Origin of the sequence: Blastococcus mobilis, assembly GCF_900188025.1 — a bacterium.
In the GTDB taxonomy this organism is placed as follows: Bacteria; Actinomycetota; Actinomycetes; order Mycobacteriales; family Geodermatophilaceae; genus Blastococcus_B; species Blastococcus_B mobilis.
On record NZ_FZNO01000012.1, the window covers coordinates 104,482 to 118,729 of the forward strand.

At 73.3% G+C, this 14,248-nt stretch carries 13 protein-coding genes and 1 pseudogene; 11 read left to right on the plus strand and 3 right to left on the minus strand.

Features of this window, described 5'->3' with window-relative positions; genetic code table 11:
- The first annotated feature begins 22 nt into the window (after positions 1–22).
- Genes CHB94_RS12510 through CHB94_RS12520 form a run of 3 tightly spaced genes read left to right on the plus strand, consistent with a single transcriptional unit; the run spans position 23 to position 2,446 of the window.
- Entirely contained in the window at positions 23–877 is an 855-nt protein-coding gene (locus CHB94_RS12510; protein WP_089336895.1) for a fumarylacetoacetate hydrolase family protein, read from the plus strand.
- A gap of 4 nt (positions 878–881) precedes the next feature.
- Positions 882–1,670: an SDR family oxidoreductase gene (locus tag CHB94_RS12515; protein WP_089336896.1), complete on the plus strand. Its 789-nt coding sequence runs from the start codon at positions 882–884 to the stop codon at positions 1,668–1,670.
- A complete protein-coding gene (locus tag CHB94_RS12520) occupies positions 1,670–2,446 on the plus strand; it encodes a fumarylacetoacetate hydrolase family protein (RefSeq protein ID WP_089336897.1) in 777 nt (258 codons plus the stop codon). The genes CHB94_RS12515 and CHB94_RS12520 overlap by 1 nt, the downstream gene beginning before the upstream one ends.
- 159 nt (positions 2,447–2,605) lie before the next feature.
- Here the strand turns inward: CHB94_RS12520 and CHB94_RS12525 are convergent, their stop codons facing one another.
- Positions 2,606–3,277, minus strand: coding sequence for a TetR/AcrR family transcriptional regulator (locus CHB94_RS12525; RefSeq protein ID WP_254920603.1), 672 nt, complete (start codon positions 3,275–3,277; stop codon positions 2,606–2,608).
- 116 nt (positions 3,278–3,393) lie between these two features.
- Here CHB94_RS12525 and CHB94_RS12530 point away from each other — a divergent pair, with 116 nt between their 5' ends.
- From CHB94_RS12530 to CHB94_RS25175, 6 genes and pseudogenes are all read left to right on the plus strand, one after another.
- Positions 3,394–5,562: an acetate--CoA ligase family protein gene (locus CHB94_RS12530; RefSeq protein ID WP_089336954.1), complete on the plus strand. Its 2,169-nt coding sequence runs from the start codon at positions 3,394–3,396 to the stop codon at positions 5,560–5,562.
- Positions 5,563–5,592: 30 nt separating this feature from the next.
- Complete coding sequence (locus tag CHB94_RS12535; RefSeq protein ID WP_089336898.1) at positions 5,593–6,330, plus strand: enoyl-CoA hydratase/isomerase family protein; 738 nt, start codon at positions 5,593–5,595, stop codon at positions 6,328–6,330.
- Positions 6,331–6,454: 124 nt separating this feature from the next.
- Positions 6,455–7,900: pseudogene (locus CHB94_RS12540) on the plus strand (UGSC family (seleno)protein).
- The gene (locus CHB94_RS12550; protein ID WP_089336901.1) at positions 7,897–8,940 is read left to right on the plus strand and encodes a hypothetical protein; all 1,044 of its coding nucleotides are present in this window, start codon (positions 7,897–7,899) and stop codon (positions 8,938–8,940) included. Before CHB94_RS12540 ends, CHB94_RS12550 begins: the two are co-directional and overlap by 4 nt.
- Positions 8,937–9,986 (plus strand): hypothetical protein, encoded by a 1,050-nt coding sequence (locus CHB94_RS12555; protein ID WP_089336955.1) that lies wholly within the window; start codon positions 8,937–8,939, stop codon positions 9,984–9,986. The genes CHB94_RS12550 and CHB94_RS12555 overlap by 4 nt, the downstream gene beginning before the upstream one ends.
- Positions 9,987–10,072: 86 nt before the next feature.
- Entirely contained in the window at positions 10,073–10,246 is a 174-nt protein-coding gene (locus tag CHB94_RS25175) for a hypothetical protein (RefSeq protein ID WP_176445539.1), read from the plus strand.
- Between the two features lie 49 nt (positions 10,247–10,295).
- Here CHB94_RS25175 and CHB94_RS12565 read toward each other — a convergent pair whose 3' ends face one another.
- Together CHB94_RS12565 and CHB94_RS12570 are read right to left on the minus strand one after the other, a co-directional pair.
- Positions 10,296–10,916, minus strand: coding sequence for a putative quinol monooxygenase (locus CHB94_RS12565; RefSeq protein WP_089336903.1), 621 nt, complete (start codon positions 10,914–10,916; stop codon positions 10,296–10,298).
- Between the two features lie 177 nt (positions 10,917–11,093).
- Positions 11,094–12,338 (minus strand): polyhydroxyalkanoate depolymerase, encoded by a 1,245-nt coding sequence (locus CHB94_RS12570; RefSeq protein WP_089336904.1) that lies wholly within the window; start codon positions 12,336–12,338, stop codon positions 11,094–11,096.
- A 181-nt stretch (positions 12,339–12,519) separates the two neighbouring features.
- Between CHB94_RS12570 and CHB94_RS12575 the strand changes: the two genes are divergently transcribed.
- The gene (locus tag CHB94_RS12575) at positions 12,520–13,260 is read left to right on the plus strand and encodes an alanyl-tRNA editing protein (protein WP_089336905.1); all 741 of its coding nucleotides are present in this window, start codon (positions 12,520–12,522) and stop codon (positions 13,258–13,260) included.
- 636 nt (positions 13,261–13,896) lie between these two features.
- On the plus strand, positions 13,897–14,247 hold the full coding sequence (locus CHB94_RS24530; RefSeq protein WP_089336906.1) for an SGNH/GDSL hydrolase family protein: 351 nt from the start codon (positions 13,897–13,899) through the stop codon (positions 14,245–14,247).
- Position 14,248 lies beyond the last annotated feature (1 nt).

Sequence of the window (14,248 nt, forward strand, 5' to 3'; positions counted from 1 at the left end):
TCCGACGAGAGGTAGGACTCCCATGCGGCTGACGTCCCTGCGGATGGACGGCGCCGAGCCCGCGGCACTGGTGCGTCCGTCCGGCGCGGTGCTGCTGAGCGCGGTGAACGAGGCGCTGGGTACCAGCTGGGCCGGCACCGTGCAGGAGCTGCTCGAGCAGGGCCAGGTCGAGCAGCTGCGCGACTGGGTGGGCGGCGCCCCGTCCGGGCTGCTCGACGAGCTGGCGATCCCGCAGGACCAGCTGGTGTACGCGCCGCTGTACCGGCGGCCGCGCAAGATCTGGGGGATCGGGCTGAACTACGTGGAGCACGCCGCGGATCTGTCGGCGACGGCGCCCTCGACCGAGCCGGCCAGCTTCCTCAAGCCCGACACCGCCATCATCGGCCCGGGGGAGGCGATCCGGATCCCGCCGCAGTCGCAGCGGACCACCGCCGAGGGGGAACTCGGTGTGATCATCGGCCGCGAGTGCAAGAACGTGGACGAGGCCGACGCCCCGGGCGTCGTGGCCGGCTTCACCACGGTCGTGGACATGACCGCCGAGGACATCCTCGAGAAGAACCCGCGCTACCTGACCCGGTCCAAGAGCTTCGACACCTTCTTCAGCTTCGGCCCGGAGCTGGTGACCGTCGACGAGGTGCCCGACGTCGACGCGCTGGAGGTCTCGACCCTGCACAACGGGGACGTCCACCGCCGCAACGTCGTCTCGAACATGACCTTCCGGCCGTGGTGGCTGGTGGCCTTCCACTCGCGGGTCATGACCCTGCTGCCCGGCGACATCATCTCGACCGGGACCCCGGGGGCCGCTCACATCCGCCCCGGTGACACCGCCGGCTGCTCGATCGTCGGCTTCCGCGACCTCTCGAACCCCGTGGAGTGACCCGATGGACCTGGAACTGACCGGCAGGGTCGCGCTCGTGACCGCGGCCAGCAAGGGGCTGGGGCGGGCGACCGCGACCCAGCTCGCCGCCGAAGGCGCGCGTCTGATGATCTCCAGCCGCGGCGAGGAGCAGCTGGCGAAGACGGCCTCGGAGATCGCCGAGGCCACCGGCGCGCAGGTCGAGTACTGCGCGGCCGACGTGTCCGACGCCGCCGACCTCGGCCGGCTGCTGCAGGAGACCGAGCAGCGCCTCGGCGGCGTCGACGTGCTGGTGAACAACGCCGGTGGCCCGCGCCCCGGTGGGTTCGACGCGCTCGACGACGACGCCTGGCGCGAGGCCTACGAGCTCAACCTGATGAGCACCGTCCGGCTGATCCGCGGCGTCCTGCCGCACATGCGCGAGCAGCGCTGGGGCCGGATCGTCACGGTCGCGTCGTCGTCGATCAAGCAGCCGATCGAGAACCTGCTGCTGTCCAACACCTACCGGGTGGCGATCCTGGGGCTGGCCAAGAGCCTGGCCATCGAGTTCGCGCCCGACGGCATCCTGATCAACACGATCGGCCCCGGCCGCATCGCCACCGACCGCGTCGCGGGTCTCGACGCCGGCCGCGCCGAGAAGGCGGGCCTGTCCGTCGAGGAGGTGCGGGCGCAGGCCGAGAAGGCGATCCCGCTGGGCCGCTACGGCACCGCCGAGGAGTTCGGCAAGGTGGCGGCGTTCCTCGTGTCCGGCGCGAACACGTACACGACCGGGCAGCACTTCCTGGTCGACGGCGGCATGGTGAAGGCCATCTGATGCGCGTCGCCCGCTTCGCGACCGCAGCCGGCGGCCCGGCGCGCTACGGGGTGGTGGAGGGGGACGGCGAGGGCACCGTCGTGGCGCACCTCGACGGGCCGCCCTTCGACGGCGTCCGCGAGACGGGGGAATGCACCCCGCTGTCCGAGGTGACCCTCCTGGCGCCGGTGGAGCCCAGCAAGGTCCTCGCGTTCGGGCGCAACTACGCCGAGCACGCCGAGGAACTCGGGAACGAGGTGCCCGAGATCCCGATCGTGTTCCTCAAGCCCTCCACGGCGGTCGTCGGCCCGGACGCCGAGGTCGGGTACCCGGCGCTGACCTCCGACCTGCACTACGAGGGCGAGCTGGCCGTCGTCATCGGCCGGCGCTGCAAGGCCGTCCCGGCCGGGGACGTCGCCGGCGTGGTCTTCGGGTACACCGTCGCCAACGACCTGACCATGCGCGACATTCAGAAGTCCGAGGGGCAGTGGACCCGAGGCAAGGGGTTCGACGGCGCCTGCCCGCTGGGCCCCTGGGTGGAGACCGAGCTCGACCCGTCGGCGCTGTCGCTCCGGTCGACCGTCAACGGCGTGCTGCGCCAGGACGGCACCACCGCCGACATGCTGCGCGACGTGGGCGAGTGCGTCTCGTGGGTCAGCCAGGCGATGACCCTGCTGCCCGGCGACGTGGTGCTCACCGGCACCCCCGCCGGGGTCGGCGCGCTCCAGCGCGGGGACGACATCGCGGTGACCATCGAGGGCATCGGCACCCTGGTCACCCGGATCTCCGCAGGCTGAACAAGGGGCCCCTCGCGATTCCAGTGAGGTGCGGGGCCGCCAGCCAGCCGCCGATGAAGTGCGCTGACGCCCAGTTCCCGGCGAAGAAAGGGGGCGTGGGCGCACTTCATCCCGTTGGCCGCGCTCTCATCGCGCTCAGATCGTGAGGGGGACCGGGGCTCAGTCGCCGGGCGGGAGGCCGAGCGATCGGGCCCAGAGCCCGGTCATGGTGGCCACCAGCCGGTCCTCGTCGAACTCGGCCCCCAGCACCAGCCAGTAGTGCACCAGGCCGTTGACCATGGCGACCAGTGCATGCGCGCTGTACTCCGCGTCGACGTCGGCATCGACGTGCCCCTCGGCCTGCAGCTGCGCGATGCTGTGCCCCACGCGGCCGACCATCCGCTCCCGGGCGGCCTGACGCAGCGCGCGCACCTCCGGATCGAACGTGGTCACCTGCTCGAACAACGCCATGAGCGCGGTGTTCTGGCGGTACATCGCGACGAAACGGCGGTTGGCCCGGTCGATGCGGCGGACGGCGTCCCGCGGCCGGTCCCCGCTGGGCAGATCGCCGCCCGGTGCACCGTCGCCGGTGCCGAGCGAGGCGTAGAGCTCGTCCATCGTGGCGGCGACCAGGGCCCGGAAGATCTCGGTCTTGGACCCGAAGTACGTGTAGAAGCTGCCGTGGGCGACGCCGGCCGCTGCCGAGATGTCGGTGACGCGGGCGTCGAGGAAACCGTCCCGCTCGAAGACCTCGCGGGCGGCCTCCAGCAGTCGCGCACGCATCCGGCGACCACGCTCGGTGGCGGGCAGCGCCCGGTCGACGGGACCCTCCGTCGTGCTTGGCTGGGACACGCGTCCCACCTCCCTCCCGGCCGCCGGACCGGGGTCCCGGCGGTGGGTTGACACCGACGTCGGTGTCAACTTAGCTGCGCATGTTCCTGCTGTCGCCCGTCGGGAGGCGCCGCCCGATGACCGTGCCGCCGTCCGCGACCGCCTCCGGGCCGTCGGCCGACCGCGGGTCCGACGGTCTGCAGGCGCTGCTGCGTCCGCGGGGCATCGCGCTGCTCGGCATCTCCGGGCGCTCGGAGAACCTGATGGCGCGGCCGCTGCGCTATCTCGTCGAGCACGGCTACGAGGGCGGCATCCACCCGGTCAACCCCCACTACGACGAGCTGGTCGGGCAGAAGTGCTATCCGACGCTGGCCGACGTCCCGGGCCCGGTGGACCTGGTGCTCGTGCTCGTCGCCGCCGAGCGGGTCGAGGACGCCGTCCGGCAGGCCGCCGGGGTCGGCGCCCGCGCCGCGGTCGTGTACGCCTCCGGCTTCGCGGAGGTCGGGCCCGAGGGGGTGGCCCTGCAGCAGCGGCTGGCGGCGGTCGCCCGGGAGACCGGGGTGCGCGTCCTGGGGCCGAACTGCCAGGGCTTCCTCTACGCCCCCACGGGCGTCGTCGCCACCTTCACCGCCGCGGCCGACCGGCCGCTGGCGCACGACAGCGGGGTGGCCTACGTCGGTCAGAGCGGTGCGGTCGGTGGCTCCGTGCTCGACCTGGCCACCGACATGGGCCTCGGCCTGGCCGCGTGGGCCAGCACCGGGAACCAGGCGGATCTCGATCTGGTGCAGGTCTCCCGTGAGCTGCTGGAGGACCCCGCGGTCCGGGTGCTCATGCTCTACGTCGAGGCCACCGACGACGGCGCGGCCTACGCCGCCCTGGCCCGGCGGGCGCGGGAGACGGGCAAGCATCTCGTCGTCCTGCGGTCCGGCCGGTCCAGCGCCGGCCGGCGCGCCGTGGCCAGCCACACGGGCTCGATGGTCGGCGACGACGTCGCGTTCGTGCTGACCTCCCAGGAGCACGGGGTCGTGCTGGTCCACGACATCGACGAACTGCTCGCCGTCGCCGCGGTGCTGGCCACCGGTAAGCGATCGGAGGGGCGGCGGGTCGCCGTCGTCACCACCTCGGGCGGCGCGGGAAGCCTGGCGGCGGACCAGTGCGAGGACCTCGGCCTGGAGATGCCGGAGCTGTCGGCGCAGACGCAGGACCGGCTCCGTCCGCTGATCCCGGCGTTCGGCGCACTGGCCAACCCGGTGGACGTCACCGCCCAGCTGTTCAACCGCGGCGCGCACGCCTTCGGCGACGTCTGCCGGATGGTCGCCGACGACCCGTCGGTCGACGTGGTGGCGGTCTTCGTGACGATGGTCGTCGGCGAGGCCGGTGCCCGGCTCGCGGAGGACCTCGTGGCCACCGCCGGCAAGCTGCCCGTCCCGCTCCTGGTCGGCTGGATCGCCGGCCAGGAACTCACCACCGAGGGCCGGGCGGTCTTCCGCGAGGCGGGCATCCCCGTCTTCAGCTCGGTCGGTGACGTCGTCCGGTGCGCGGCGCGCATGGCCCCGCCCCAGCGGACCGGCACCGTCCCGGCCCTGCCCCGGGCACCGCAGGTGCCCGTCGACGAGGTCAGGGCCCTCGTTCGGGCGCCGGTCGTCGACGGGCCGGCGCTGCTGCGCACCATCGGCATCGCGCAGCCGGCCTCGACACTGGTGACCGACGCGGAGGCCGCGCGCGAGGCGGTCGCCGCGCTACCCGGGCCGGGCGTGCTGAAGCTGTCGGCCGGCGAGCTGGCCCACAAGAGCGACGTCGGCGGCGTGCGGGTCGGCGTCCCGGCCGAGCAGGCCGCGGCGGTCTTCACCGAGCTGCTCGACGCCGCGAAGCGCCACCACGTACCCGACGTCGAGGGCGTGCTGGTGCAGGAGCTCATCCCTCCGGGCACCGAGCTGATCCTCGGTGCCACCGCAGGACGGGACGGCTTCCCTCCGGTGATCACCGTCGGCCTCGGCGGGGTGACCACCGAGCTCTACCGGGACATCGCCTCGGGACTGGCTCCGGTGAGCCCGGAGGGCGCCTGGGCGATGCTGCGCAGCCTGCGCGCCTGGCCGTTGCTGGCCGGGTTCCGCGGTGCCGAGCCGGCCGACGTCCCTGCAGCCGTCGACGCCGTGGTTCGGTTGTCACAGGCCATCGTCGCGGGCGGGGATCGGCTCACCGAGCTCGAGGTCAACCCGCTCATCGTCGCCCCGCGCGGCCGCGGCGCCACCGCCGTCGACGTGCTGGTCGGCACCACCGGACCGGGCGCCCCGCTCGGCGAGTGAGTCACCCAACAGAGAGGCAGGACATCCGCCGTGGGACAGGTACAGCTGGAGAGGCAGGGCGGCATCGCCGTCTTCACCATCGACAACGTCGAGGTGAAGAACGGCCTGACTCCCGAGATGGGGCTCCAGCTGTCCGGCCTGTGCGACGAGGTCGACGCCGACCCGGCGATCGGCGCGGCCGTCGTCCGAGGTGCCGGCGGCATGTTCTGCTCGGGGGCAGACCGCCGGCGCTGGACGGCGGGGGCCGACCAGGCCGAGGACCGGACCTACAAGGAGCTCGGCGCGGTCTACACCGCCTTCAAGCGGGTGGGCACCCTCCAGGTGCCGACGATCGCCGCCGTGCGCGGCGCGGCGGTCGGCGCAGGGCTCAACCTGGCCCTCTCCACGGACCTGCGCATCGTGTCGGAGAGCGCACGCCTGCTGGCCGGCTTCCTCCGCATCGGGCTGCATCCGGGCGGGGGTTACTTCACCATCTCCAGCCGCACCGCAGGCCGGGAGGCGACCGCTGCGATGGGGTTGTTCAGCGAGGAGATCGACGGCGTCCGGGCCGCCGAGATCGGACTCGCCTGGAAGGCCGTGCCCGACGAGCAGGTCGAGGACGTCGCCCTCGAGCTCGCCGGTCGCGCGGCCAAGGACCCGGAGCTGGCGCGGGAGGCGGCGCGCTCCTTCCGTACCGAGGCGGGCCCGCCCGGGATCGGCTGGGACGCCGCGCTGCACTTCGAGCGGGCCACCCAGATGTGGTCGCAGCGACGGCGCGAGACCGCCTGACCCACTCCCGCGCGGCCCGCGCGGGCACCCCCCACCCCGGGAGTCCAGCCATGACGTTCGGACCGTTCGGCCGGCCGGGCGCCGGCGAGCTGTGGCCGCAGATCCAGACGGGAAGGGTGGGGGCATGACCGACTTCGACGTGGCAGTGGTCGGCGCGGGGGTCGCGGGGCTGACGGCGGCGCGGGTGGCGGCGGAGTCGGGGCTCCGCGTCGTCGCCTTCGACCGGCTCTCTCCCGGCGGTCAGCTGGTCAACCTGACGACCGTGCACGACTACCCGGAGCCGGGCGGGTCGGCGGAGTCCTGGCCGGTGGTCTCGGAACTGGTCGCCCGGGCGGAGGCCGCCGGGGTCACGATGCGCTTCGACGAGGTCACCCACGTGCGGGCCGGGGAGCCGGTGCGGCTGGAAACCGGGGGCGGCGACGTGACCGCGGGCGCGGTGGTGATCGCCACCGGACTCGGCAACGGACGGCTGGGGCTGCCCGGTGAGGAGGCGCTCGTCGGCCGGGGCCTGTCGACCTGCGCCGGTTGCGACGGTCCGCTCTACCGCGGCAAGGCCGTCGCCGTGGTCGGTGACGACGAGTGGACCGCCGAGGAGGCGCTCGAGCTCGCGGAGCTGGCGTCGGCGGTGACGGTGCTGGTGCCGGAGTTGCCGACCTGGTCGGCTGCGCGGGCCGAGCGGCTCGCCGCGGCCGACCGGGTCGCGGTGGTGACGGGCGCCACGGTCACCGCGGTGCACGCCGACGGTGTGCTGGAGGGGGTCACCGTCCGAACCGCCGACGGGGAGCGCGAGCTCGCGGTGCAGGGCGTCTTCCCCTACGTCGGGCGCCGCGGACCGGCCGGGCTGGTCGAGGCCGCGCAGACCGACGAGGAGCAGCGGCTCGTCACCGAGGACGGCGTGCGCACCGCCGTCCCGACGATGTTCGTGGCCGGCGACGCCCGCGCCCGTGCCGGCCAGACGATGTCGGAGGCCATGGCCGACGGGGTCGCGGCGGGCCAGGCGGCGGTGGCCGCGCTGCGCCCGGTGACCGGCCCGAGCCTGACGATCGTCGACCCGACGTCCGGCGTCCTGCCCGCGGAGGAGGAGGCCGGGTCGCTCGCCGGCGGGACCGCCGGCTGGACGCAGGTCGCGCTCTTCTCCAACTCCAAGCCGAACGCGACCGAACTGCTGCAGGGCATGGGGGAGCGGCTCAAGGAGCACTGGCAGCTGGCCGACCTGGGCTTCGCCAGCAAGCCGAACGCCTCCACGGCGGCCGACAAGGACACCATCGACTGGCTCGCCCAGTGCTACAGGATGGTGCTGGTGGCGGTCGGTGATTAGGGCTCGTGCTCGTCGTGGAGTTTCCATGACTCGGTCGAACTGGAGAAGCGTGGCGTCGTGGCACCCCTCGTGGTGACCGAGACGTTCCTGCCGCTGGTGGAGGCGCAGGCGAAGGCGCGGCGGCTGACCCCGCGCGTTCTCGTGGTGCCGCACCCGGTGGGCGGGCTGAACGGCGCGGAGTTGGCCGGCCGGATCGAGGCCGCGGCGGCCTCCCTGCTGCCGATGGCCGATCAGGCGCGAGGTACGGCATGACCTCGGCCGTGTCGGACGGCGTGCTCGACCTGGTCGGCGTCACGGAGGACACCTGGCAGGAGGAGGCGCTCGCGCGCGGCTGGGGTGACGGGCTGCCGCTCGTGGCCCCGACGCCGGCGCGGGTCGAGGCAGCGCTGCGTGCCCTGGAAGGCAGGGAGCTGGAGCTGGGTCCGCTCCCGCCGTCCGGGCTCGTACCGACCCGGCAGAGTTTCGCCGCGAACGCGGTGATGGCCGGCTGCCGGCCGGCCGATCTGCCGGTGGTGCTGGCGGCGCTGCGGGCGATGCTCGCCCCGGAGTACAACCTGCACGGCGTGCTGGCGACGACGCACCCGTGCGCGCCGCTGGTGATCGTCAACGGTCCGGTGCGGACGTCGCTCGGCATCAACTGCGGCACCAACTGCTTCGGCCAGGGCACGCGGGCCAACGCGGTGATCGGGCGAGCGGTGCAGCTGCTCACGATGAACGTCGGCGGCGCGCGGCCGGGGTCGATGGACCGCGCGACGCAGGGCAATCCGGCCAAGTACTCGTGGTGCTTCGGCGAGAACGAGGAGGAGAGCCCGTTCGAGCCGTACTCGGTGCGCCGCGGGTTCGCCCCGGGGGAGTCGGTGGTGACGGTGGCCGCGGCGGAGGGTCCGCACAACATCAACGACCACGGCAGCACGACCGGCGAGGGGCTGCTGATGACCATCGCCGGGACGATGGCGCAGACGGGATCGAACAACCTGTACGTGAAGGGCCCGCACTTCCTGGTGCTCGGGCCGGAGCACGCGGCGACGCTGCACCGCGACGGGTGGACGGTCGAGGCGCTGCGGGAACGGCTGTGGGAGCAGGCGCGCATCCCGGTGTCCCAGGTGTCGGAGGAGAACCACCGCCAGTTCGAGGACTGGGGTGTGCAACCCGACGGCGGCTTCTACACGGTCAGCACCGGCCCGGAGGTGCTGCACATCCTGGTCGCGGGAGGGGCGGGCAAGCACTCCGCGTGGATCCCCTCGTTCGGCGCGACGGCCGCCGTGTCGCGCCCGGTGCCGGTCCGCGAATGACCGCTGCCGGGAGTCTGCCGGTGGCGGCCGACGACGCCGATCCTTCCGCCGTGCTCGTGGAGCTGCTCGCGGCCGGGCACGGTGACGGCCTGCCCGTGGTGCCGCCGACGGCCACCCGTCTCTCCGCCATGCTGGCCGGGGTGCGCGACGCCGACGTGTCCTACGGGCAGGTCCCACCCCTGTTCGGCGATCTGACGGTGCGCGCCGTCGCCTGGTACGCGGTGCTGGCGGGGTGCCGGCCGGCCGAGCTGCCGCTGGTGGTGGCCGCGTGCCGTGCAGCCCTGGACGACTCGTTCAACCTGCTCGGCATCGCGACGACGACCGGCGCCCCGGCGGTGGCCGTGCTGGTGCACGGGCCGGTGGCCTCCCGGCTGGGTCTGACGTCGGGCTCCGGCGGGCTCGGCACGGGTAACCGTGCCAATGCCGGCGTGGGGAGGGCGGTGTCCCTGGCGCTGGCCGGACTGGGTGGTGCGACGGCGGGGCTGACGGACATGACGACCATCGGCTCGCCGGCGAAGTACACGTGTTGCACCGCCGAGGTGCGGCGGGGGCCGCTGCCCTCGCTGGCGCAGCGGCGGGCGCTCGGGGTGGACGTCGACGCCGTGACGGTGGTGGGGGCCGCCGGTCTGGTGGAGGTGCTGCCGGGGGAGGGATATCGGGAGCCGCCGTCCGTGCTGGGTCCGGCCGCCGCGGGGATGGCGGGGGTCGCTCTGGCCGCAGGGGACCCGGCGCGCGCCGGGCAGTCCGAGCAGTTCCTGCTCCTGCCGCCGGAGCCGGCCGAGCTGCTGGCGATGCACGGGTGGGGGTACGACCGGATCGCCGGGTTCCTGTTCGAACAGGGGAACGCGCTCCTGCGGACCGGGGCGTCCGCACTGGCCTTCCGTGCCGCGGTGCCGGCCTACGCGGCCGACGACCTCCGGGTGGCCGCGTCGGCGGACGACGTCCACGTCGTCGTCACGGGCGGGGCGGGCGTGAAGATGCTCCTGCTGCCCCCATGGACGGGCGGATCCCGTTCGGTGACCGCGCCCGTCCTGCCGCTCGAGTGACCCGGGTCCAGCGGGCCGGGACGGGTGTCATCCAGTCGACCCACGACGGTCACGGCCCGGACACCCGGCGATGTTCGGATGGGGCCATGACCCGCACCCCCGCACCCCGGCACGTGCCCGACGACGTCAGCGTCGTCGAGGTGTACGGGTCGAAGTTCCTGCTCGAGTGGCTGGACCGGGACGTGCTCGCCGCAGCGGCGGCGCAGCAGCTGGCCGACCGCCCTCCGGCGGCGCACACACCACAGGACGAGGCGGCCTGAGCCGGCGGGCCGGAGCCCGCGGTCGTGACCGTGGGCTCCGGCCGACCCGTCAGACGGTCTCGGGTACCCGGAGGTGGGCGAGGATGATGTCGAACGCCGCCACCTCCGTGATCTGCGTGCCCATCCGGCTGCTGAAGTCCTGCCGCATCGCCGTGCCGGGGCCTTCGGCTTCCTTCATGGATTCGCGGCTGTCGTAGGTCACCGCTGTCGCGCTGCGACCGCTCTGCCGGTCCACCATGACGCTGACGCTGCAGAACCCCGGCAGGTCCTCCATCCGTGGGAGGAGGCCCATGCGGAAGGTGTCGAGCAGCCGATCCATCTGGCCTGGATCCCCCTGGCTCCAGATCACCCGGGCGCAGGCGCCGTAGTGGAGGCCGTGCATCCGGTGCATCAGCGCGATCTCCCACTCCTGGACCTCGGGCTCGCCGCCCATGACGGCGGCGGTGCGCTCCCGCAGCTCCATGACGCCGTCGGCACTCCGCCGCAGCGCTTCCACGTCGGTCCACGACGACGTGACGATGCACCGGCCGGTGTCCCGGTCGCACAACATCGAGAGCCCGACGCAGCCCTCCATCTGCTGCACCGCCGGCATGACCGTGTTGCGGACGTAGTAGATCCCGTCGTCCATGGCCTGCGGATTCCCGCGAATGGTGGTGGAACGGGCATACATGCCACCACTCCTCTCCAGAGCGGGCGGCGCCCCTGCGGCACCGCCGCACGTCCGAGGGTCCTCGCCGGTCACCCCGGAGGGCAATGACCCCGGCGGTTCGGCGCTGCACGGGCCCCCCGGCCGCCGCTGCGGGAACCGGAGCGGTGGCCGGTTCCCGCAGGCCCCGCGCGGGAGCGGTCAGGCCGGTGCGGCGATCCTCTCCCGGGCCTGGACGCCGTCGATGAACGTCCGGAGGACGGGGTAGATCTCGGCCTCCCAGCGGGAGCCGCTGAACACCCCGTAGTGGCCGACGCCGGGCTGCAGGTGGTGGTGCTTGTCCTCGTCCGGGATCCCGGTGCACAGCCGGTGGGCGGCCTCGGTCTGCCCGGGGGAGCAGATGTCGTCCCTGGCGCCTTCGACGGTGAGCAGGGCCGTGTGGGTGATGGCACCGGGATCGACCGGCTCGCCGCGCCAGGTGAATCGCCCCGTGGCCAGGTGGTGCTCCTGGAAGATGCGGCCGACCGTCTCGAGGTAGAACTCCGCGGGGACGTCCATCACCGCGCCGTACTCGTCGTAGAAGGCTCGGGTGTCCGCGGCGCTGGCGGTGTTGCCGGACACCAGATCCCGGTAGAGCCGCCCGTGCGCGCTCAGGTGCCGCTTCGGGTTCATGGACATGAAGGCCGTCAGCTGGACGACGCCCGGGTAGACGCGCCGGCCGGCGCCGGCGTAGCGCGCGGGCACGGTGTCGGTGAGCCGGCGTTCGAACCAGGAGATCGGCTTGGTCTCGGCCAGCGTGTTCGTCCGGTTGCGGTTGACCCGCGTGTCGACCGGTCCGGCCATGAGCGTGAGGCTGCGGGGCTGGGCGGGGTCGCCGGCGGCGGCGAGCAGCGAGACGGCCGCCAGCACGGGGACGGCGGGCTGGCAGACGGCGACGACGTGGGTGTCGGGACCCAGGTGGCGCAGCGCCTGCATGACGTGCTCGATGTATTCGTCGAGCCCGAACCGTCCGGCTTCGACCGGGATGTCGCGTGCGTTGTGCCAGTCGAGGGCGTGCACGTCGTGGTCGGCCAGCAGGGTGCGGATGGCGGGTCGGATCAGGGTCGTGAAGTGCCCGGACATCGGGCCGACGACGAGCACCCGCGGCTGGCCGGTCACCGAGGGCTTCGCGAAGTGGAGCAGGGTCGCGAACGGTGTCCTCGTCAGCGCCGTCTCGGACACGGCAGCCATCCGGTCGCCCACGGGCACGGCGTCGATGCCGAACGCAGGGCGCTCGTGGGTCGGTCGGGCGTGGGCCACGATGTCGCAGGCCGCCCGCAGCCGGCGGACGGCGGGCGCACCCGCCAGCGGGGACGGGAGCGAGTGCAGCGCCCGGGCGGTCAGCCCGGACGCGGCGACGACGGGCGCCGTTGCTCGGCGGTTCAACTCGTAGGCGCGGTAGAGCACGTGGACCTGCCTGACACGTCGGGGGCAGCGAGGTGACGGCGGTCACCTTTACGGAACATATCCGTAATCCGGGCCGCGCGCCGGAAGGCGGCTCGGTCGGCAGACGTGGCCCGCGGTGCCGTGCCGGTCGCTCGGGACAGCGGATCGTCGCTGAACGCGCGCGAGAGGGCAGCATGCGGACGTGACCAACCCGACCGATCACCACGGGCACACCCATCGCCTCGACCTCGCCGACCCGACCGTCCGCGAGTGGAACGCGATCGTGCTCGCTGCCGACCCGGAGCAGGGCATCGTCCTGGACCGGTCGGCCTTCTACCCGGGGGGCGGTGGGCAGCCGCCGGACGAGGGCGTGCTGCTGTGGGGCGGCGTCCGCACGCGGATCGCCGGCACGCGCAAGGGCGACGAGCTGTACCTGATCCCGGTCGAGGGCGACCCGGTCCCACCGGTGGGGACGGCGGTGCGCGGGGCGCTGGACGACGAGCGGCGCACGCAGCTGATGCGCACGCACTCCGGGCTGCACGTGCTCACCGGCGTCGTCTTCCGGGACTTCGGTGCGCTGGTGACCGGCGGCAACATGGAGCCGCTGACCGCTCGGATGGACTTCGACCTCGCCGAGGTGCCGCCGGACTTCAAGGAGCGCATCGCCGAGTCGGTGAACGCCGAGATCGCCGCGGACCGGCCCATCGAGGTGAAGACGCTGCCGCGGGAGGAGGCGTTCGCGATCCCGGACATCATCCGGACAGCGACCAACCTGCTGCCGCCCGACATCGAGGTGGTGCGGATCGTCGACATCGTCGGCCTGGACACGCAGGCCGACGGCGGCACGCACGTGGCCTCGACGTCGATGGTGGGCCGGGTGGAGGTCACCAAGATGGAGAACAAGGGGCGCGGGTTCCGCCGGCTGCGGATCCGCATCGTCTGAGCTCGGTCCGGGACGGGCCGTCTCACTCCGCACCTACCGTGACGGTGGGCGCTCGTGCGGCCCATGACTCGGGGAGGCCTGCGTGCGTACCGGATCCACCGGCCGGATGCGACGGGGCGCCGTCGCGCTGACGGCGACGGCGTGCGTCCTCACCACCGCCTCGTGCACGTCGGGCGGTGGCTCGGGGGAGTCCGCGGCATCCGGCAGCGCTGCCGCCTCCGCCAGCGAGTCGGGTCGCGGCGCCTACCTGGCCCTCGGGGACTCGGTGCCGTTCGGGTTCCAGGGCGGTGCGATGGCGAACTTCTCCGACGCCGAGAACTTCGTGGGCTATCCGGAGCTCGTGGGTGAGGAGCTCGGCCTCGACGTCATCAACGCGTCGTGCCCCGGTGAGACGACGGCGAGCTTCCTGGACGCCACCGCGCAGAGCAACGGCTGCCAGAACTCCCTGCAGTCGGACTTCGGCTACCGGAGGGCGTACCCGCTGCACGTGCCGTACGAGCCGGCGGACCAGTCGCAGCTGGACTTCGCGCTGGACACGTTGACCGAGAACGACGACGTCGAGCTGGTGACCTCCATATCGGGGCCAACGACGTCTTTCTCTGCCAGCAGACGACGCCCGGCCGCTGCACGGATCCCGTGGACGTGCAGGCGCTGGCGCGGACGCGGGAGACGAACGTCGACCGCATCCTGTCGACGCTGCGCGGCGAGGGCGGGTACGACGGCCAGATCGTCGTGGTCACCTACTACGGGCTGGACTACGCCGACGCGTTCGGGGACGTGACTCTGGGCCTGGACTCCCGGATCGCCGAGGTGGCGAAGGCGAACAGCGCCGACGTCGCCGACGGCTACCGGGCGTTCGAGCGAAGGGCGAACGAGGCCGGCGGCGACTCCGTCGAGGCCGGGCTGGTGCTGCCCAACGACGTGCACCCGACCGAGGAGGGTCAGCGGCTGCTCGCCGACGCCGTGACCGCGGTCGTGGAGGAGTGAG

Coding starts and splice junctions, on each gene's coding strand:
- CHB94_RS12510 (WP_089336895.1), top strand. CDS start 23: ATGCGGCTGACGTCCCTGCGGATGGACGGCGCCGAGCCCGCGGCACTG.
- CHB94_RS12515 (WP_089336896.1), top strand. CDS start 882: ATGGACCTGGAACTGACCGGCAGGGTCGCGCTCGTGACCGCGGCCAGC.
- CHB94_RS12520 (WP_089336897.1), top strand. CDS start 1,670: ATGCGCGTCGCCCGCTTCGCGACCGCAGCCGGCGGCCCGGCGCGCTAC.
- CHB94_RS12530 (WP_089336954.1), top strand. CDS start 3,394: ATGACCGTGCCGCCGTCCGCGACCGCCTCCGGGCCGTCGGCCGACCGC.
- CHB94_RS12550 (WP_089336901.1), top strand. CDS start 7,897: ATGACCTCGGCCGTGTCGGACGGCGTGCTCGACCTGGTCGGCGTCACG.
- CHB94_RS12555 (WP_089336955.1), top strand. CDS start 8,937: ATGACCGCTGCCGGGAGTCTGCCGGTGGCGGCCGACGACGCCGATCCT.
- CHB94_RS25175 (WP_176445539.1), top strand. CDS start 10,073: ATGACCCGCACCCCCGCACCCCGGCACGTGCCCGACGACGTCAGCGTC.
- CHB94_RS12565 (WP_089336903.1), bottom strand. CDS start 10,916: ATGTATGCCCGTTCCACCACCATTCGCGGGAATCCGCAGGCCATGGAC.